This window comes from Rubneribacter badeniensis, assembly GCF_002899695.1.
GTDB lineage: Bacteria > Actinomycetota > Coriobacteriia > Coriobacteriales > Eggerthellaceae > Rubneribacter > Rubneribacter badeniensis.
The window spans coordinates 1-18,491 of sequence record NZ_PPEL01000072.1 but is presented as its reverse complement, the minus strand read 5'-3'; the positions used below and the strand labels follow the sequence as shown (position 1 = coordinate 18,491).

At 56.4% G+C, this 18,491-nt stretch carries 16 protein-coding genes; 14 read left to right on the top strand and 2 right to left on the bottom strand.

Features of this window, described 5'->3' with window-relative positions:
• Positions 1-297: 297 nt before the first annotated feature.
• The 3 genes from C2L80_RS10465 to C2L80_RS10455 all read left to right on the top strand — a co-directional run bounded on the left by C2L80_RS10465 (position 298) and on the right by C2L80_RS10455 (position 5,092).
• Positions 298-2,130 carry a polysaccharide biosynthesis protein gene (locus C2L80_RS10465; RefSeq protein WP_103263176.1) on the top strand — a complete coding sequence of 611 codons (1,833 nt, stop codon included), beginning with the start codon at positions 298-300 and terminating at the stop codon, positions 2,128-2,130.
• Positions 2,131-2,174: 44 nt separating this feature from the next.
• Entirely contained in the window at positions 2,175-3,296 is a 1,122-nt protein-coding gene (gene glf / locus C2L80_RS10460) for a UDP-galactopyranose mutase (protein WP_239938914.1), read from the top strand.
• A 227-nt stretch (positions 3,297-3,523) separates the two neighbouring features.
• Positions 3,524-5,092: an ATP-binding protein gene (locus C2L80_RS10455; RefSeq protein WP_103263174.1), complete on the top strand. Its 1,569-nt coding sequence runs from the start codon at positions 3,524-3,526 to the stop codon at positions 5,090-5,092.
• On the opposite strand, the gene C2L80_RS13750 is transcribed toward C2L80_RS10455, so the two are convergent.
• A complete protein-coding gene (locus tag C2L80_RS13750) occupies positions 4,984-5,559 on the bottom strand; it encodes a hypothetical protein (RefSeq protein ID WP_129589942.1) in 576 nt (191 codons plus the stop codon). The two genes, C2L80_RS10455 and C2L80_RS13750, sit on opposite strands and share 109 nt — an antisense overlap.
• 464 nt (positions 5,560-6,023) lie before the next feature.
• A complete protein-coding gene (locus C2L80_RS10450) occupies positions 6,024-7,133 on the bottom strand; it encodes a glycosyltransferase (protein ID WP_103263173.1) in 1,110 nt (369 codons plus the stop codon).
• A 653-nt stretch (positions 7,134-7,786) separates the two neighbouring features.
• Between C2L80_RS10450 and C2L80_RS13920 the strand changes: the two genes are divergently transcribed.
• From C2L80_RS13920 to C2L80_RS10400, 11 genes are all read left to right on the top strand, one after another.
• Positions 7,787-7,960: a hypothetical protein gene (locus C2L80_RS13920; RefSeq protein WP_169999055.1), complete on the top strand. Its 174-nt coding sequence runs from the start codon at positions 7,787-7,789 to the stop codon at positions 7,958-7,960.
• Between the two features lie 361 nt (positions 7,961-8,321).
• Positions 8,322-9,218, top strand: coding sequence for a glucose-1-phosphate thymidylyltransferase RfbA (gene rfbA, locus C2L80_RS10445; RefSeq protein ID WP_103263172.1), 897 nt, complete (start codon positions 8,322-8,324; stop codon positions 9,216-9,218).
• A gap of 6 nt (positions 9,219-9,224) precedes the next feature.
• Positions 9,225-10,334, top strand: a complete 1,110-nt coding sequence (gene rfbB / locus C2L80_RS10440; protein WP_239938912.1) for a dTDP-glucose 4,6-dehydratase — start codon at positions 9,225-9,227, stop codon at positions 10,332-10,334.
• Positions 10,331-11,467 (top strand): dTDP-4-amino-4,6-dideoxygalactose transaminase, encoded by a 1,137-nt coding sequence (gene rffA / locus C2L80_RS10435; protein WP_103263171.1) that lies wholly within the window; start codon positions 10,331-10,333, stop codon positions 11,465-11,467. The genes rfbB and rffA overlap by 4 nt, the downstream gene beginning before the upstream one ends.
• Positions 11,454-12,452, top strand: coding sequence for a glycosyltransferase family 2 protein (locus tag C2L80_RS10430; protein WP_157941066.1), 999 nt, complete (start codon positions 11,454-11,456; stop codon positions 12,450-12,452). The genes rffA and C2L80_RS10430 overlap by 14 nt, the downstream gene beginning before the upstream one ends.
• On the top strand, positions 12,442-13,698 hold the full coding sequence (locus C2L80_RS10425) for an ATP-grasp domain-containing protein (protein ID WP_103263169.1): 1,257 nt from the start codon (positions 12,442-12,444) through the stop codon (positions 13,696-13,698). Before C2L80_RS10430 ends, C2L80_RS10425 begins: the two co-directional genes overlap by 11 nt.
• The gene (locus C2L80_RS10420; RefSeq protein WP_103263168.1) at positions 13,699-14,109 is read left to right on the top strand and encodes a transporter; all 411 of its coding nucleotides are present in this window, start codon (positions 13,699-13,701) and stop codon (positions 14,107-14,109) included. It begins immediately after the preceding gene.
• 89 nt (positions 14,110-14,198) lie between these two features.
• Positions 14,199-14,462 carry an EamA family transporter gene (locus C2L80_RS10415; RefSeq protein ID WP_239938910.1) on the top strand — a complete coding sequence of 88 codons (264 nt, stop codon included), beginning with the start codon at positions 14,199-14,201 and terminating at the stop codon, positions 14,460-14,462.
• Positions 14,463-14,509: 47 nt separating this feature from the next.
• On the top strand, positions 14,510-15,547 hold the full coding sequence (locus tag C2L80_RS10410) for an NAD-dependent epimerase/dehydratase family protein (protein ID WP_103263166.1): 1,038 nt from the start codon (positions 14,510-14,512) through the stop codon (positions 15,545-15,547).
• A 21-nt stretch (positions 15,548-15,568) separates the two neighbouring features.
• On the top strand, positions 15,569-16,774 hold the full coding sequence (locus tag C2L80_RS10405) for a type III PLP-dependent enzyme domain-containing protein (RefSeq protein ID WP_157941065.1): 1,206 nt from the start codon (positions 15,569-15,571) through the stop codon (positions 16,772-16,774).
• Between the two features lie 57 nt (positions 16,775-16,831).
• A partial coding sequence (locus C2L80_RS10400) for an N-acetylmuramoyl-L-alanine amidase (RefSeq protein WP_193602635.1) occupies positions 16,832-18,491 on the top strand: 1,660 nt, incomplete at its 3' end.

Sequence of the window (18,491 nt, the reverse complement as noted above, 5' to 3'; positions counted from 1 at the left end):
AAAGTACTGCGGGGCAGCCCGCGGGAGGACAGGGCGTCGCGCTCGCGGAGGGCGCTTTTCTGCTCCGAGGGGCGCTCGCCCCCGGCCGGGGGACGGCCGGGGGCGAGCGCCTTTTTCGCGCGGGGGGGGGCTCGAAGGCGTTGCGCCGTACAAGCGGGTGGTGAGGCTGCGGTTCGGGCGAATCGCGGCCGTCGCAGGAAACATGCTGTGTTCGTGGCCTCTTTGAATGGCGCTGTCTCGAGATCGTTTATTCCATTACAATAAAACAGTTAGATGGCATGATGCAAAGGGGCTGTGATGGACTTGCATATTGCAAAGCGTGCTGCGCTTTTGCTGCTGTGTGATGTGGCGTCCACGTACCTTTCCTATTGGCTTGCTTCGTTGTTGACGAATGTGTACGACGAAGTGTTCGTCAACAACGAGATCTATTTCATGCTCGGCATATTGGCGCTGTTCAATATCGCTGGTCTGGCACTGTTTCGTTTGTACAACAATTTGTGGGAGTATGCGAGCGTTGATGAGGCGATCCAGATCATGCTCTCCGTCGTGCTCTCCACGTTGGCAGGGGCCGTGTTTTTATGGGTTATCAACGTGCGCTTGCCTATTCGCGTGTTCGTTGCATCGGCGATACTGCTTGTGCTCATCATGGGCGGTGTGCGCATGGTCTGGCGCATTTTGCGGCGTAAGCATCCTGTGCGCGCTTCGACCGAGGTGGAGCGTCCTCGAACTTTGATCGTCGGGGCGGGTGAGACGGGATCCCTCACCATTACGCGCATGGCCTCCAAAGATCCCAATATGCCGGGCGTCCCGGTTGTCGCAACCGACGATGATCCGACGAAAAAAGGATCCCGAATCCACGGCGTCAAGGTGGCGGGAGGGACTGACGACATATTGTCGCTTGTTGAGCAGTACGATGTGAAGCAGATCGTGGTGGCTATTCCGTCTGCCACGGCGACGGAGCGGCGTCATATCTACTCCGTGTGCACTCAGACGGATTGCAAGCTCAAAACCCTTCCCAACATCCGTGAATTGCGCATCGATGAGCTGGGGGATGTGGCGCTTCTGGATGTCGACGTGGCGGATCTTCTCGGTCGGGAGGAGATCGTGCTCGACACGCGTATCGCCTCAAGTTACATTTCCGGCGAAACGGTCCTCGTCACCGGAGGCGGCGGTTCCATCGGCAGCGAATTGTGCCGCCAGCTGGCCAAGGTGGCTCCTGCCCGTATCGTTGTGTTCGACATATACGAGAACGACGCGTATCTGCTGCGGCTTGAGCTGCTCTCCGAATACGACGATGTCGATGTGCGCGTCGAGATCGGCAGCGTATGCGACCGGAAGCGCGTGGACGAGCTGTTCGAAAGGTACCGTCCCTCGGCCGTGTTCCATGCGGCTGCGCACAAGCACGTTCCCCTTATGGAGGCGTGCCCTCGCGAAGCGATCCAGAACAACGTGTTCGGCACGCTGAACGTGGTGCGCGCGTCCGACAAGTTCGGCGTTCGGAGGTTCATTTTCATTTCTACGGACAAAGCGGTCAATCCGACGAGCGTCATGGGGGCGACGAAGCGCATGGGGGAGATGGTGATCCAGTATTACGCGCGCGCTTCCAAAACCATCTTCTCTGCGGTGCGCTTCGGGAACGTGCTCGGCAGCAACGGAAGCGTCATTCCGCTGTTTAAAAAGCAGATAGCTGCTGGCGGTCCTGTTACGGTGACGCATCCTGAGATCGAGCGCTACTTCATGACCGTTCCCGAGGCCACGCGCCTCGTCATCCAGGCGGGCAGCATGGCGAAGGGCGGCGAGATATTCATCCTCGACATGGGGGAGCCGGTGAAGATTCTCGATCTGGCGAAGAACCTCATTCGTCTTTCAGGGGCCGTGGGCATCGAGATCGTGTTCACCGGCTTGCGCGATGGCGAGAAGATGTACGAGGAGCTTTTGATGGACGAGGAAAGCACGCTTGCCACCGAGAGCCGATCCATCATGATCTCCGCTGGTCAAGAGATCGGCTACGAAGAGGTGGCTGCGAAGCTCGACGAGCTTGAAGAGGCGCTTGGCGGCTGCGACGAGGACGCGGTGCGCGTTCTGGGAAGCGCCGTGCCCACGTACTGCCATACGGTGAATTGCGAGTGACGTCCCTTTGCGAAGGGCGCGCTCCCGAAACGAAAGGAATGCGCATGCGATCCCATTACGACTACCTGATCGTCGGCGCCGGCATCACGTCGGCCGTGTTCGCTCACGAGGCGAAGGAGGCGGGGAGGTCCTGCCTGGTGATCGATAGGCGCTCCCATGTGGCGGGCAACATCTACACGGAAGAGGTGGAGGGCATCAACGTGCACAAATACGGCGCCCACATCTTCCACACGTCGCTGCGCCCGGTGTGGGAGTACGTGAACCGTTTCGCCGAGTTCAACAACTACGTGAACTCGCCGGTGGCGGTGTACAAGGACGAGTTGTACAACATGCCGTTCAACATGAACACCTTCTCGAAGATGTGGGGTGTGCGCACGCCGACCGAAGCGCGCGCCATCATCGAGGAGCAGAAGGCGGCCTGCGCGGTGGACGAGCCGAAGAACCTGGAGGAGCAGGCGCTGTCGCTTGTGGGGCGCGACGTGTACGAGAAGCTGGTGAAGGGCTATACCGAGAAGCAGTGGGGCAGGGATTGCACGGAGCTGCCGGCCTCTATCATCAAGCGGCTGCCGGTGCGTTTCATCTACGACAACAACTACTTCAACGACCGTTGGCAGGGCATCCCCATCGGCGGCTACACGGCCATGGTGGAGCGCATGCTGGGCGATACGGAGGTGCTGCTGGACACGGAGTACCGCGACTTCATCGCGGAGCATCCCGGCATCGCCGATAGGGTGATCTACTGCGGCCCCATCGACGAGTACTTCGACTACCGGCTGGGCGCGCTGGAGTACCGCAGCCTGCGCTTCGAGAGCGAGCGCGTGGAGTGCGACAACTGGCAGGGCAACGCGGTGGTGAACTACACCGAGCGCGAGGTGCCCTACACGCGCATCATCGAGCACAAGCACTTCGAGTTCGGCACGCAGCCCGTCTCCATCATCACGCGCGAGTATCCCGCCACGTGGGAGCGCGGCGATGAGCCGTACTACCCCATCAACGACGAGCGCAACGGCGCGCTGTACGCCGAGTACGCGAAGCTGGCCGAACAGGAGGGCAACGTGGTGTTCGCGGGGCGCCTGGGCGGCTACAAGTACTACGACATGGACAAGGCCATCGACGCGGCGTTCGACGTGGTGAAGGCCGAGCTGGGGGTGGATCTGCGCGCGTAGGGTAGACGCCGGGGGCTTGCCGAAGGGGGGGCGGTGCCGCGATGCGCGCGGTGCCGCCCCTTTTGCGGTAGACGGGCGAAGGAAGGGGCGTCCGGCCGGTTCGGTCGGGTGATATCATCCGATTGCGGCAGACGCGCAACGGCTCTCCGACCGTTCCGAGAGGGTCTGCGTTAGCTGGTATAATTCTGGATACGGTTGGGTACGGTCGATGTCGATGGGAGACGGGTGTGGCACAGGCGGTAGGAAAGTATCCGGTGGGGCGGCAGGTGTTCGAGGAGATCCGCAAGGGAGGCTTCCTCTATGCCGACAAGACCCGTTACGTGTACGACTTGACGCACTTGGGCGGCAAGTACGTGTTCCTCTCGCGCCCGCGGCGCTTCGGCAAGACCTTGCTCGTGTCCACCATGGAGGCGTATTTCCAGGGTCGCCGTGACCTGTTCGAGGGTTTGGCGATCGAAGGGCTGGAGGGCGAATGGCGGGAGCATCCCGTGCTGCGGTTCGACTTCAGTCGCTTCAAGGATGTGACGCTCTCGGCGCTCATTGCGAAGTTCGACATGCTGTTCTCTTCGCTGGAGGAGAAGTGGGGCGTAAGCGAGGAAGGTCTTTCGCCTGGGGCGCGCTTGGAAACGCTTGTGCGTATGGCGGCTGAAAAGACGGGGGAAAGTCCCGTCGTGCTTGTGGACGAATACGACGCCCCGCTTCTCGGCGTCATGCACGATCCGGAGCGTTTGCAGGAGTTTCGCGAGGTCATGCGCGAGTTCTACTCGCCTTTGAAGGCTTTGGAGCCCCAATTGCGTTTCGTGTTCCTCACCGGCATCACCAAGTTCAGCCAGCTGTCGATCTTCAGCGAGTTGAACAATATGCAGAACGTGAGCATGGAGCCCTCTTTCGCGGGCATCTGCGGCATCACCGCCGAGGAGCTTGAGCGCGATTTGGCGCCCGATGTGGCGCTGCTTGCCGAGCGCATGGGGATGTCCGAGCCGGAGTGCCGCGCCGCGCTCAAGGCCAAATACGACGGCTATCGCTTCTGCGAGGGCTCGCCCGATATCTACAACCCCTACAGTTTGGTCAACGCCCTGCAGTACGGCCGCATAGGCTCGTATTGGTTCGAATCGGGAACCCCCTCGTCGCTTGTGCGCATGCTCAAGACGAGTGGCTTCGACCTTTCCGACCTGGAGGGCGTGGAGGCTCGCGCGGTGACCTTCGACGCTCCCACCGAGGGCATGGCCACGCCCGTTCCCTTCATGTACCAAGCGGGGTACCTCACTATCAAAAGCTACGATGCGGACTACGATGCTTACACGCTGGGCATCCCGAACGAAGAGGTGCGCGAGGGCTTGTACAACGCCTTGTTGCCCGCTTACGCGCCGATGGGCGACGTGGAGCGCGACGCTTTCGCAGTAGGCTTCGCGCGTGCCGTGCGCGAGGACGATTTGGAACGCGCCTTGGGGCTGCTGCGCTCATTCTTGGCAGCGGTTCCCTATGATTTGGCTCCGAAGGACGAGAAGGCGTTCCAATCGCTTCTGTTCGTGGCGTTCAAGGTGGCCGGCGCGCGCGTGTCTTCCGAAGTGCGCACGTCGTCGGGTCGGGTGGATCTGGTGCTTGAGAGCGCGCGGACGGTCTACGTGATGGAGCTCAAGTACGGCGGCACCGCCGAAGAGGCGCTTGCGCAGATCGATTCCAAGGGCTACGCGATCCCTTGGGAGGCGGGCGGCAAGCGTGTGGTGAAGGCGGGGGTGTCCTTCGACCCCGAGCGGCGCACCATCGATGAGGGCTGGATTGTTCGCGAGGGGTGATAGTTTCTGGTGGTTATGCGGAGTTGCGAGAGCGGCTCCTTTGCGTCACTTTGACTTTCGCAGAAAGTCTCGCATGGCGGCGAGGGTGTTGGCGGGCCGAGGTTCTTGAGGCTGTAGAGCCCTTCTGTTGCGAGGGTGCGCAGGTAGGGCAGCTTGCCGAGGTTCGTCGGGCAGGGGAGACCGCGCAGCTGGGCGAAGAGGCGTTTGCCGCTGGGCGGGATGGCCGGATTCGCGAAGACGGGGTCGGCGTTCATGCGCTCGAACATGCTCGCTGCCGGTTCGCGAAGCTCTTCCTGGCTGAACCCTGCGTTGGCCTGAGTGGCTGCGAGATAGGTGAAGCCCCGTTCGTAAAGCGCGTCGAGCACGCTCGCGTCTGAAACGTTCAGCCGTTGAAGCGCATCCATCATGTCGTGCCAGCGTTCGAAGGATTTCGGACAAGCGGTCTCCGAATTGCTCGGCGAGGCCAACGAGGCTCTTTCGCTGGTATCGTGAGGCGATATCGCGTATTGCTTGCCGTCTCTTGCCACGCTCATGCGAAGCTTGTGGAGATCCATCCCTTATCGGATGACAACGAATAAGACGGTCTGGCTTTTTCAAAATACTTACTTCATCGAATCGAATTGTCCCCACCATCGTGCGGGAGACAAAATAAGTTGGACATTCCCCATTGGCAGACCGTTAAACATATCGGGCGGGTAATTGTTCTGGCTGCGTTCGCTCTGCTCCCGCAAAGGAGTATGCCTTGGAGCTTATGCGTCCTGCGTTTGTCCTACGTGAAGGGACGGCTCCTTCTGACGGATTCTGTCGTAACTGTTGCGAAAAGAGCTCGGCTTTGGAAAGCACGAGCTCTTTTGCCCGACAGGCCCGTCATCGGCAGGGTGGGGCATCCTCGAAGGATGGGGGATTGCCGGCGTTTATGCAAATGGAGGCTCTATCGCCTGCCGGTGCGTTTCTTGCGTTTCTTCAGGTAGTTGCTCGTCGCGAAGAAGGTGTTCGACACCCCGGTGTTCTTGAGGTTATAAACGCCTTGCGAGACGAGCCCTCGGAGGTAGGCCATCTTGTCGATGCGGGGGCAGGGCAGTCTGCGCAGCTCGGCGAACATGCGCTTGCACCCTGGCGAGATCTCGGGATCGGAGAACACCAGATCCGCATCCATGCGCTCGAACATATGCGCAGCCGCCTCGCGCACCTCGTTGTGGGAGAGATCCACCTCTTCGATGATGCCGCTCAGGTAGGTGAATCCGCGGCTGTTGTGCGCGCGCAAGATGGCGGCATCGGACACCCGAAGACGCTCGAGTACGTCCATCATGTCGTTCCAACGCTCGATCGGCAGCAGGGTGTTGTGCTGCGCAAACGCTTTTGTTTTCTCGGGAGTTTCTTCGCGATAGCAGTAGTAGGCATTGTCTAAGTAGGCGATCCGGTCGGTCTGACAGAGGGTTTCAACGAGAAATGGATTGTCGGCCCAACCTGCACCAGGGATTTCCTTGAAGTGAATACCTCTTAGCTCAAGAAATTCCCGACGGTAAATGGCCGACCAGATGGAAGGATGATGACATAGCAGGTGAGGGGCGTCCCTAATTGCGAACGGTTGTTTGAGAGGGTGAATGCGGCTCTTGTAACTGCAGTTAAGCTTGCGCTGGCGCGGCGTATCGGCATTAACGATGCGCCAATAGGCTGTCTTGATGATGTCGATGGGGGTGTCGAGCTGGTCGGCAAAGGCAAGCATGTCTTTGTACATGGACGGCTCGATCCAGTCATCGGGTTCCACTATGGAGACGTAGTCGCCTTGGGCTTCTTTTAGTCCGCGATTGCAGCTGGCGCCGTAGCCCTGGTTTTGTTTGTCGATGATGCGGATGCGGCCATCTTGCGCTGCATGCTTTTGCATGATCCCAAGGGAGCTATCGGTCGACCCGTCGTTGAGGCAGATGATTTCCAAATTGCGGTAAATCTGCTCTTCGACACTGCCGAGGCACTGGTCAAGGTATCGCTCGGCATTGTAAATTGGGATGATCACACTGATCAGAGGACTATTCAAAGTCATGCGAACCGCTTTTCCTCGTGTTTTTTGCAAAATGCTTAATCAGTATACGACAAAAAGCAATCGAGAGGATACGAGGTGTGGTGTCGGATGGCGCTAGGTTGACGAATTCCATTCTTGATAGCGGCAATCTTTTGTCGATGTCAGGTGAGAGACGAATCTTGAAAAGGGCCTCACGGTACTTGACCGAGTCAATCCATGATCCTATTACTATATTTGCTGCTAAAGACGTTATGGATGAAAGATGAAAATGAAGCCTCTCTCGCGTGCATTGTGGGTCTTTTCTCCGGGCCTTTGATCCCTCTCTGATAAACCGCCGTTGACCTTTCGGGCACACCAGTGGTACTCGGGATGGAGCTCTAGATAAGAGGGTGGTCTGGTGTAGGCGTAGCGCTCCCTTCCGACCTCGTGGTCGAACGGGAAGCTTCGCCTGAGCATGGGTCTGCGTATCCGAACCTTTCTCGTATCCTGCCGTCAAAGCATTTGTTCAAAATCTTGAGAGAGATTCCCGATTTCGGATAGTCGGTCGTTTCTATTATGGACAGAGCATTGTCATGAGGCGCGAAAGATCGTATCGAAGCGGGCGGCTCTGGCTGACTGGTCGGGGGAGAGCCGCCCGCTGATCGCTGCCGCATCTTGGTTGGAATCGGGTGCAGATGTTTCCAATCACGATGTTGAAGATGATGGCCTTTGCGGAGCGGGCGTGGATGTCGGGTCTGGCTGAGATGGTGAAAATCGAGCATTGGGAAGCCTTTCTCTTGCATGTGGTGATCTGGCTATGGTTCATGCGGGCAGCGATCATTGCCGACTGCGCTACGACATCCGAGTAGAAACGGCTTTTAATGCCCCGCTCTGTTTCCTTTTTCTTGCCTGAAATGCTTGGCGTCTTCTCTGGGTGCCGGAAGTGGTTACGCCCTAAGCTGCCCGCTTGCTTTTGGCGTGTGTTGCGAACGATCTGCCGAAAGCTCGCTCAAGTAGGCTCTAGCTGTGCTTTTGGGCATGGTTAGCGCTATTGTCGGATCGAAAGCGTTCGCCGAGGATCGATTCGGTCGGTGTGACAGCTTTATGTCGTATTCGACGGATGTTGTTCGATGGCGACTACCGAACAACTCATTTTAGTATAATATCTTTACTGTAGTTACGTGCATCTAGAAATGTTTCGAAGCTTTCGAACGGAAGTTGGGATAGACAGTGGCTAAGGGCATTATACTGGCAGGAGGTTCGGGCACAAGGCTCTATCCTCTCACTACGGTGACCTCAAAGCAGCTTTTGCCTGTATACGACAAGCCGATGATCTACTATCCCCTCTCCATTCTTATGCTGGCGGGGATTAGGGATATTCTTCTTATATCCACTCCGCAAGATCTTCCTAATTTCAAGAGGTTACTTCAGGCCGGTGATTCATTTGGCCTCAGCTTGTCTTATGCAGAGCAGCCTTCTCCCGATGGGCTCGCCCAAGCTTTCCTTATTGGCGAGGAATTCATCGGTGGCGACAACTGCGCTCTCGTCCTCGGGGATAACATCTTTTACGGAGGGGGTTTGACCTCCAAACTTCAGATGGCAGCGAGTCGCGAATGCGGTGCGACCGTATTCGGATCTTATGTGGAAGATCCCGAACGCTTTGGCGTTGTGGAGTTTGATGACCATGGGAAAGCGGTTTCGCTCGAGGAAAAACCTGAGCACCCACGTTCAAACTACGCTGTGACGGGGTTGTACTTTTACGACAACCGAGTGATTGATTTTGCCAAGGACGTTAGACCTTCTGCACGCGGAGAGCTTGAGATAACCGATGTAAATAAGCGCTATCTCGAAGACGGATCTCTGAGGGTGGAGATTCTTCCCCGTGGCGCTGCTTGGCTTGATACGGGAACTATGGAGAGTTTATATCAGGCAAGCGAATTTGTTCGTGCCGTTGAAGCCAATCAAGGATTGCAGATCGCCTCGTTGGAGGAGATTGCCTTCAACAATGGCTGGATCGATCATGATATGTTGTTGGCTTCGGCAGAGCGTTTTGGAAAATCGCCTTATGGGGAGCATTTGAGGAAAGTTGCGGAAAGAAGGATTTATCGCCAAGGAGTCGAGGAATAAGCGAAAATGGAAATGGTGAAGACGTATCTTATCACGGGCGGGGCTGGTTTCATCGGGTCGAATTTCATTCGATATGTGCTTGAGAAGTACGGCGATGGTGTGAAGGTTGTGAACGTCGATGCTCTAACGTATGCGGGCAACTTGAAGAGCCTGCAGGAAGTGGAAAATAGCCCTTCCTATAATTTTATGCATGCTAACATTTGCGATCGTGCGGAAATGCGCGATTTGTTCAAGAGGGTCAAGCCCGACTATGTTGTGAATTTTGCAGCAGAGTCGCATGTCGACCGTTCGATAGAAACTCCTGCAGTGTTCGAAGAGACCAACGTTGGTGGTACGATCTCGCTGCTTGACGCGTTTCGCGCAGTTTGGGAGCGAGAGGATGGCGTCTATCCCAATGACGTGCGTTTCCTGCAGGTAGGCACGGATGAAGTGTACGGCAGCTTGCCTCTCGACGATCCCGGAGCGTTTTTCCGCGAGGACACGCCGTTGTGCCCTCATTCGCCTTATTCGGCGTCGAAGGCGTCTGCCGACATGTTTGTGCGCGCTTATGGTGACACGTACGGTATGCCGATAAACATTACTCGCTGTTCGAACAATTATGGCCCCTATCAGTTTCCCGAAAAGCTTATTCCCCTTATGATAAACAATGCGCTGCATCGCAAGCAGCTTCCCGTGTACGGCGATGGATTGAACGTACGCGATTGGCTGTATGTGGGGGATCACTGCAAGGCGATAGATTTGGTGCTGCGCAAGGGAAGGCCGGGTGAAGTATACAACATCGGTGGGCATAATGAGCGCAGCAACATCGATGTCGTGAAGACCATCGTCGCCGAAGTGCGCCGTTGGACGGCCGATGACGCCATAGGCGATTCTCTCATAACCTACGTCGCCGACCGAAAGGGGCATGACCGTCGTTACGGTATAGCTCCCGACAAGATTGAAGCCGAATTGGGATGGCATCCTGAGACATCCTTTGCAGAGGGTATCGTCAAAACCATTCGCTGGTATTTGGATAACCGCGCATGGGTTGAAGACGTTACGAGTGGAGCCTATCAAAGCTATTATCAAGACATGTACGGACGGCGGTTGTCGCAAACGGAAGAGGTGGGTCGGTGATCCCTTTCAATATACCTCCTTACGTTGGCACCGAGCTCGGGTTCGTCGAGCAGGCAGCTGCTGCTAATCGCAAAATCAGCGGTGACGGGATGTTCACCAAACTGTGCAGCGAATGGCTGGAAGAGCGCTTTGGTGCGCGTAGAATGCTGCTTACCACGAGTGGCACGACCGCATTGGAGATGGCCGCCATTTTATGCGACCTCAATCCTGGCGATGAGGTTATTTTGCCGAGCTATACGTTTTCCACCACCGCCACTGCATTTGTGTTGGTGGGGGCGAGGCTGGTGTTTGTCGACGTGCGTTCCGACACGATGTGCATTGATGAAACTAAAATCGAGGAAGCCATTACCGACAAGACGCGCGTTATCGTGCCCGTCCACTATGCGGGTGTTGCTTGCGAGATGGACTCTATTATGGACATTGCGCGTCGTTATGGATTGCTGGTGGTTGAGGATGCCGCACAGGGCGTTATGTCCACATACAAAGGTCGTCACCTCGGCACCATCGGAGATTTTGGATGCTACTCGTTCCATGAAACGAAAAACTACTCGATGGGAGAGGGCGGCGCCATTTCCGTCAATCGTTCTGAGCATGTGGAACGTGCTGAGATCATACGGGAAAAGGGGACGAATCGTTCACGTTTCTTCCGGGGCCAAGTGGATAAATACACTTGGGTTGATTATGGCAGCAGCTATTTGCCGAGCGACATGAACGCAGCGTATTTATGGGCGCAGCTGCAGGTGGCCGATGAGATCAATGATAATCGCCTCACCACGTGGGGCATCTACAGCCGCGAACTCAAACCCCTTGCTGACGCAGGGCTTGTTTCACTGCCGACGATTCCCGAAAGCTGTCAGCACAACGCGCATATGTTCTATTTGAAATGTCGCGATTTGAAGGAGCGTACGGAACTCATTGATTTTCTCAAGGCGCGTAATATCTTCCCCGCGTTTCATTATGTTCCGCTGCATTCGTCTCCTGCGGGCTTGCGCTTTGGCAGGGCTGTCGGCTCCATGCGAGTGACCGATGCCGATTCCGACCGTCTCGTGCGCTTGCCGCTGTATTACGATATGCCAAAAGACGATGCCCTCTTCGTTTCCGAGGCGGTTAAGGAGTACTATGGGCAAAGGTAAGGCGAGCGCAAGCATTGCATCTTCTAGCGGCATACCGCCCAAGGTGTCTGTTGTTATACCTTGCTACTACTCCGAGAAGACTATCGCGAAGGTCGTGGAAGGAACTCGGGCGGAACTTAGGAGGATGGGGCTTCGCTACGAGTTCGTTCTCGTCAATGACGGATCCACGGATGGCACATTCGACGAGATCTGCAAACTCTCAGAGGTTGATCCTTGCGTGGTGGGAATCAATTTCGCGCGTAATTTTGGACAGCATAACGCTATCATCGCAGGGCTGCGTCATGCGTCTGGCGATTATGTGATGCTTATGGATGATGACATGCAGACGCATCCGTCTCAGTGCGAAAAGCTTCTCGACGTCGCTCTTGAGGGCGTCTATGATGTTGTGTTCGCCAAATATCCCGATCATCGTGAAGCGTGGTGGCGGCGCCTCGGATCGAACTTCACTCTTTGGACGATGCGCGTTCTCACTGGACGTCCGAAGGATATAGAAGCGAGCAATTTTTTGGTCATGAAGCGTTTCATTTCCGATGAGCTGACGCGCTATGATGGGCCGTACGTTTACATTCAGGGGTTGCTGTTCCAAGCAACGCGCAAGATGGCCAATGTCGCCGTCGAGCATTTCGACCGCGAAGTGGGCACATCGGGTTACACGTTCAAATCGCTGTTTCGTCTGTGGTCGACAGTTCTGAACTTCTCGATGGTTCCGTTGCGCCTCGCGTCGCTTGTCGGCGCGGTTCTTGGCGCGGTTGGGCTCGTGTTTGCTGTTGTGGTAGTGGTGCAGCGTATTTTTGACCCTAGCATGCAGATGGGCTGGAGCTCCATCATGGCGGTGCTGCTTATGTGCTCGGGGCTCGTTTTGCTGTTTTTGGGACTTATCGGCGAGTATTTGGGACGTTTGTTCATGACCGTGAACAAAATGCCCCAATACGTGCTGAGGAAGGTCGTTGGAGGCAAAGGGGAAGGGGTGGAAGATGCTCTCTAGTCTTGAGGGGCGCAGGCTCGCTGTGCTAGGTTCGATGGATGAGTTTGTCAGGCTTGTCAGGACCGCGCAAGACAGGGGCGCTTACGTTATTGTTTGCGACGGGTATCCAGAAGGCCCTGCGAAGCGCATCGCCGATGTGTCTTACGACATCGATGTGCGCGACACGCGTGCCGTCGCCGAGATGTGCCGCGCCGAGCGCGTTGACGGTGTGGTTTCGTCGTTTTCCGATGTACTGGCGGAAAACCTCATTGAGATTTGCGAGGAGTTGGAGTTTCCCGTCTATCTCGACTCCGAGCATATGCGCTACTTGCGCGACAAGCGATCCATGAAAAAGATGTTCGACGAATTAGGCATCTCCTATCCGCTTTCCGTCGAGGTGCATCGCGAGTCCGTTGTCGCTGATCTTGCGGGTTTGCGTTTTCCCGTGGTTGCCAAGCCTGTGAGCGCATATGGATCGCATGGGGTTCGCGTGTTCGAAAGCGCCGAGGAAGTCGAGTGCCGTTTCGACGAGGTGGCGGCGTTCTCGGATGGGGATTGCCTGTTGTGCGAAGAGTATGACGATGGCTATGAGTTCAATATGATGAACTGGATCGTCGACGGAGAACCCGTAGTGCTTGAGATAGCGGATCGGGAAAAGACCGAGGATGGCGAGGGGTCGATTCCGCGTGTGACGAGGATCGTCTACCCTAGCAGGTTCACTGCTGAGACATTGGACGAGGCGCGAGCCATCGTGGCGAAAGTGGCCCGTTACGTCGGTATGCGCAACGGGCCACTGTGCATGCAGTTTTTCTGGTCGCCTTTGCGCGGCATCCGGGTGTGCGAGTGCGCGGGGCGTATATTCGGTTACGAGCATGAACTTTTGGAGATCGCAGGAGGGCCGGCGATAGAGGACCTTCTGCTCGACTACGTCTATGATCGCGACAGCATTGCTTGCCGTCTTGCCGGACACAGTCCGTTTTTGCCACATCGTGCCGCAGGGCTTTACTTTCACGGTAAGCCCGGCATCGTCGCACGCATTGAAGGTGCCCCTTGCGAGGGCAACTCTCTCGTGGTGGAGACGCTGTCGTACTATGCGCCCGGCGACGCCATCGGCGCAGACGGCAAACCCTATGCCATGCGTATCTTTTTGAGGGCAGATGACTATGCTCGTCTTGACGAGGCGACCGACGCTTTTTTTGGCTCCGTTCGCATGGTCGATACCTCGGGGCGCGACTTGCTGCTCCCGAACGAGATGGTCGGATACTAGATGGCCGGAAGGTTTTCTTTGTGGTGCAAGGGGGGCTGGGCGAAGACCCTCATAGCGCTTCATCTGCTGTTATTGTTCTACACACTCTCGGGTATTTTTAGCAAAACTGCCGCTGATCAGCATTTTTTAAGCCAGGAGTTCATTTTTTTATACGGTGGTATGCTTGTGGTGCTGTTTGTCTATGCGATTGGCTGGCAGCAGATCATCAAACGACTGCCCCTTACCTTGGCGTTTGCCAACAAGGCTGTTACGGTGGTGTGGGGAATGCTGTGGGGTGTGCTGCTATTCCATGAAACGGTGAATGCGGGAATGATCCTTGGTGCCGTTTTGGTGATTGCGGGCATTGTGGTGTACTCCACTGCTCCGAACGACGACGAGGATGGCGCAGCGCGGAAGGGCGGTGCGCGCTGATGTCCGGAGATCTTGTTTTGTATTCTGTCGTGTTCCTGCTTGGTGTATTCATCAGTTCCGTTTCGCAAGTTCTGCTTAAGAAGTCCGCGATGCGCACCTATGAAAGTCCGATCAGGGAGTATTGCAACCCTCTTGTCATAGGGGCTTATGCGATTTTTGTACTTGCCACGTTCGCCACTATCATCGCCTATAAAGTGGTTCCTCTGTCTTTTGGCCCCATCCTCGAGGCAACCAGCTATATTTACGTTACTCTTTTTGGGGTGTTCATTTTCAAAGAAAAGATGAGCGCTCGCAAGGTGGGTGCGCTGTGCCTGATCATTTCGGGTATTATCGTCTACTCGCTGAGCATTTAGGATGCTGGCTTTGCCTGTGTTGCAAATCTATTCGAGAGGAGATATGCATGGCTAAGAAAATAGTCGTGTTCGGTGCAACTGGAACACTTGGCCTGTATACCGTAGATCACCTTGCTGCGCATCTGGGTGACGAATGGGAGCTGGTTGCAACGGGGAGGCGCGCGTGCGAGTACTTTGAAAAGAAATATCCGGGCAAAGCGTCCTACGTGCAGCTTGATATTGCCGACGAGGCATCGTTCGAGGGACTTCCCGCTGACGACGTCTATGCGCTCGTGCATTTTGCGGGGGCGTTGCCTGCCTATATGGAGGGCTACGATCCTCGTGCCTACGTGAATTCCAATGTTATGGGGACTCTCAATGTGCTTGAATACGGCAGAAAGACGGGTGCCACGCGCATCCTTTACACCCAGACGATATCCGATTATCACGGATATTTCGGCGAGCTCGTCGAGCTTATGGATGACATGCCGCGCCGCGTGCCTCTTTCTGGCGATCACTCCGTGTACGCGATCACCAAATGCGCTGCAGAGGATGTGTGCCGCAACTTCGAGGAGGAGTATGGCATTGCGTTCTTCGGGCTGAGGCTGCCGAATATTTACTGCTACATGCCCGAATGCAAGACGCTCTACCATGATGGGCGTCCCGCCGTCAGCTCCTATCGCCTTATGATCGACAGGGCGATGCGCGGTGAGGATCTTGAGGTTTGGGGGGATCCCGCCAAAGGTATGGATCTCATTTACGTGAAGGATTTCTGCCAGATGATTGAGAAGCAGTTGTTCGCTCCAAAAGAATGTGGCGGCATGTACAACGTCGGTACGGGCGTTATGACCTCGCTCGAGCATCTTGTTGATGCGATCATCGATGAGTTCTGCCCGGCAGACGCAAAGTCGCGTAAAATCTATCGCCCTGAGAAGCATGATTGCGTGAACTACTTCATGAACGTAGACAAGGCACGTGCTAAACTTGGCTACAAGCCGCAATACGATCCGGCGACTCTGTTTGCCGACTATAAACAGGAGATGAATAGAAATCGCTTTGCCGATTTTTTTGTCGAGCGCTATGGAACTGCGAACGCCTATCGCTAGGCGATGCGAAAGGAGGCGTTCTTGTTTACTCGCGAGCAGCTTGAGCAGCTCAAAACTCCGTGCTTCGTTTTCGACGAGAACGAGCTGCGAGGCAACTTCTCCAGCTTTACTGATGCGCTAAAAGACGCCTGGGGCGATCATGCGCGCGTATCGTACTCTGTGAAGACGAATCCCTTTCCGTGGATTCTCGCCCAGGCGCATGCGTGCGGGTGTATGGCGGAGGTCGTTTCAAACGACGAGTACGACTTGGCGCTTTCTTGCGGGTTTTGTCCCGAAGACATCATCTTCAATGGCCCCGTGAAAGGGCGCGAGTGGTTTGCGTACGCCTTGCGTAATGGCTCGGCGGTCAATATCGATTCGAAGCGCGAATTGCGTTGGGTGCGCGAGCTTGCCGTCGGCTCGGATGCGCCGCTGCGCGTTGGCGTTCGCGTGAACGTCGATCTCGAGCGCTTTCTTCCCGGTGAGACCATCGGCGGTGACGAACCTGGCAGATTCGGCTTCTCCTACGAAAGCGGCGAGGCGGTTCGCGTTATAAGGGAGCTTGACCGCATCGAGGGTGTTTCGGTGACGGGTTTGCACATGCACGTTACCACGCTGGGACGCTTGCCGCGGGCTTACGAGATTCTCGCCGATCACGTTTGCAAGGTGGTAAAAGAGTGCGAACTGGCAGATCAACTGGATTACGTCGATATGGGCGGCGGTTTCTATGGCGGTGGCTTGCGCAATGCGGGCAAATACGAAGAGTATGCTCATTCTATTGCGCGCGCGTTGAAAGAGGCGTGCGATCCTGCCAGGACGGCACTTTATGTGGAACCGGGAGGTGCTGTGGTGTGCACGCCCGGGTACTATGTGGGACGTGTCGTTGATGTCAAGGATATGGGAGAGAAGAATGTTCGCTTTGTGGTGAGCGAGCTCTCGCGATTGAATATCGATCACGAGATGAAGAAGACAGCCTATCCCTATGTGCTGTTCTCTCGCAGCGCTAATGTCATGCCCGAACAGCACCTCTGCGGGTTTACGTGCATGGAGAGCGATCGCTTATGCACTCTTCTCGATGAACCCGAGCTCGCCGAGGGCGATATGGTTCTCATCAAATATGCGGGGGCATACTCCATGAGTTTTACCCCTGGGTTTTTCATCGAGCATCCACCTGCGGTTTACGGTTTTGTCGATGGGACGTTTGAACTTCTGCGCGATCCGTTCTCGGGCACGCCGGCGACCGCCTAGGTATGCGTCTATTTGGAAGCTAGCCGGAAATTTGGCTATTGCGTAAGGGAGATGACTATGGACAGTGGCGAGATTGGCATGTTCGGCAGATTTGCACGCGCAATGTTGTCGGCGGTTTTAGCAATCGGCGTTGCCTTGCCGGCGATGCCGCAGGTTGCCTTTGCTGATGACAGAGGGTCTGCCGCCGCAGTTGCGCCCGAGGAGGCGGGCATCTCTCTTGCCGCTTCCTCTCAAAGCGATGGGACGATGCCCTCGCCCGCGGCAGAAGGCGATGCCTCAGCTGCCGTCCCCGTCATCGAAGATTCCACGCAGGCGCGCGTAGGCTTCGTTTACATCGACGCCCCTGCCTTGTTTGTTGGAGGAACCCAGGATGTCGTAGTGGCGCTCGACGAAACGGAAGCTGTCGTGCAGTCTGCCGAGCTTTTCTACGTTGACACTGCGGGCGTGCAGAAGTCCGTCGCGGCAAATAAGTTCGCGGGCAATGCTGCTCTGTTCGAGATCTCCGTGGGAGAGGCGGGCGATTATGAGGTGCGCTCGATGGCTGCAACACTCGCAGACGGCTCCGTTGTCGTGCTGGATTTGTACGACGAGGAACGTGCGGCGTATCCGGGTTTCATCGCGGTAAGCGCGGCGGCCGATCCGTTCTCTATCGATGACGAGGGGCTTGAAGGTGCGGCTCTGACGTTTTCCCTCGATGGCGATGGGGGCTTGGTTGCGGGCAAGAGCCTTCCGGATGTGATCGGCTCGGCGGCCTTGCAGGCGCGCGGCTCTTCGAATCTTTTGAGTTCGGATGACGGCACGTTAGTGATCGTGCTGGATACGGGGCATGGTGGAAGCGATCCCGGGGCAGTCGCCAATGGCTTGCTTGAGAAGGACTTGACATTAAGCATCGCCCGGTACTGCAAGGAAGCCCTTGGGCAGTATGCCAATGTAAAGGTGTGCATGACACGCTCGTCCGATTTCTATGTAGGGCTCAAGGAGCGTGTGGACTATGCGGTTTCCGTCGGCGCCGATGCGTTTGTGGGCATCCATATCAATTCTGCCGGCACGAGTGGTGCCAATGGTGCCGAAGTGTGGTATCCGAATGCGAGCAGCTGGTATTATGAGGCGCATGTGGAGGGGCGGCAGCTTGCCGAGAGCATCTTGGAAAAACTCACGGAGCTGGGCTTGTACGACCGGGGCGTGAAGGTGAGAGACTCCGATGACGAGCTCAATCCCGACGGCAGCGTCGCAGACTATTATGCGACGATTCGCTATGCGCGTCAGGTGGGAATGCCCTCGATCATCGTGGAGCATGCGTTCATCACGGGCGATGGCGATTCGCAGAAGCTCGCTCAGGACGCTTGGCTCAAGGCGATGGGCGAGGCTGACGCAGAGGGCATCGCCCAAGCGTATGGGCTTAGCAAGGGGCATTGGGTGTTTGAAGATGGCGTGTGGCATTGGTATGAAGGTTCTACGATGGTAATCAACGCCTGGAAAAACATCGATGGCATGAGGCATTGGTTTGGCCCCGACGGTGTTGCGGTGAGGGGTTGGCACGATATTGACGGTTCGCGCTACTACTTCGACCCCGGTACTGCGAATCTGCATAGGGGCTGGTACGACGAGGGCGGCAGGCGCTACCGCCTCGACCGCGACGACGGGCACCTCTGGACGGGCTGGTACACCGTGGACGGCGTGTGGTACTGCTCGGATGAGAACGGCGTTCTGCGGAAGG

Excerpts from the sequence above, each read along its gene's own strand:
- C2L80_RS10465 (WP_103263176.1), top strand. The coding sequence starts at position 298 with ATGGACTTGCATATTGCAAAGCGTGCTGCGCTTTTGCTGCTGTGTGAT.
- glf (WP_239938914.1), top strand. The coding sequence starts at position 2,175 with ATGCGATCCCATTACGACTACCTGATCGTCGGCGCCGGCATCACGTCG.
- C2L80_RS10450 (WP_103263173.1), bottom strand. The coding sequence starts at position 7,133 with ATGACTTTGAATAGTCCTCTGATCAGTGTGATCATCCCAATTTACAAT.
- C2L80_RS13920 (WP_169999055.1), top strand. The coding sequence starts at position 7,787 with ATGTTTCCAATCACGATGTTGAAGATGATGGCCTTTGCGGAGCGGGCG.
- rfbB (WP_239938912.1), top strand. The coding sequence starts at position 9,225 with ATGGAAATGGTGAAGACGTATCTTATCACGGGCGGGGCTGGTTTCATC.
- C2L80_RS10430 (WP_157941066.1), top strand. The coding sequence starts at position 11,454 with ATGGGCAAAGGTAAGGCGAGCGCAAGCATTGCATCTTCTAGCGGCATA.
- C2L80_RS10425 (WP_103263169.1), top strand. The coding sequence starts at position 12,442 with ATGCTCTCTAGTCTTGAGGGGCGCAGGCTCGCTGTGCTAGGTTCGATG.
- C2L80_RS10420 (WP_103263168.1), top strand. The coding sequence starts at position 13,699 with ATGGCCGGAAGGTTTTCTTTGTGGTGCAAGGGGGGCTGGGCGAAGACC.
- C2L80_RS10415 (WP_239938910.1), top strand. The coding sequence starts at position 14,199 with ATGCGCACCTATGAAAGTCCGATCAGGGAGTATTGCAACCCTCTTGTC.
- C2L80_RS10410 (WP_103263166.1), top strand. The coding sequence starts at position 14,510 with ATGGCTAAGAAAATAGTCGTGTTCGGTGCAACTGGAACACTTGGCCTG.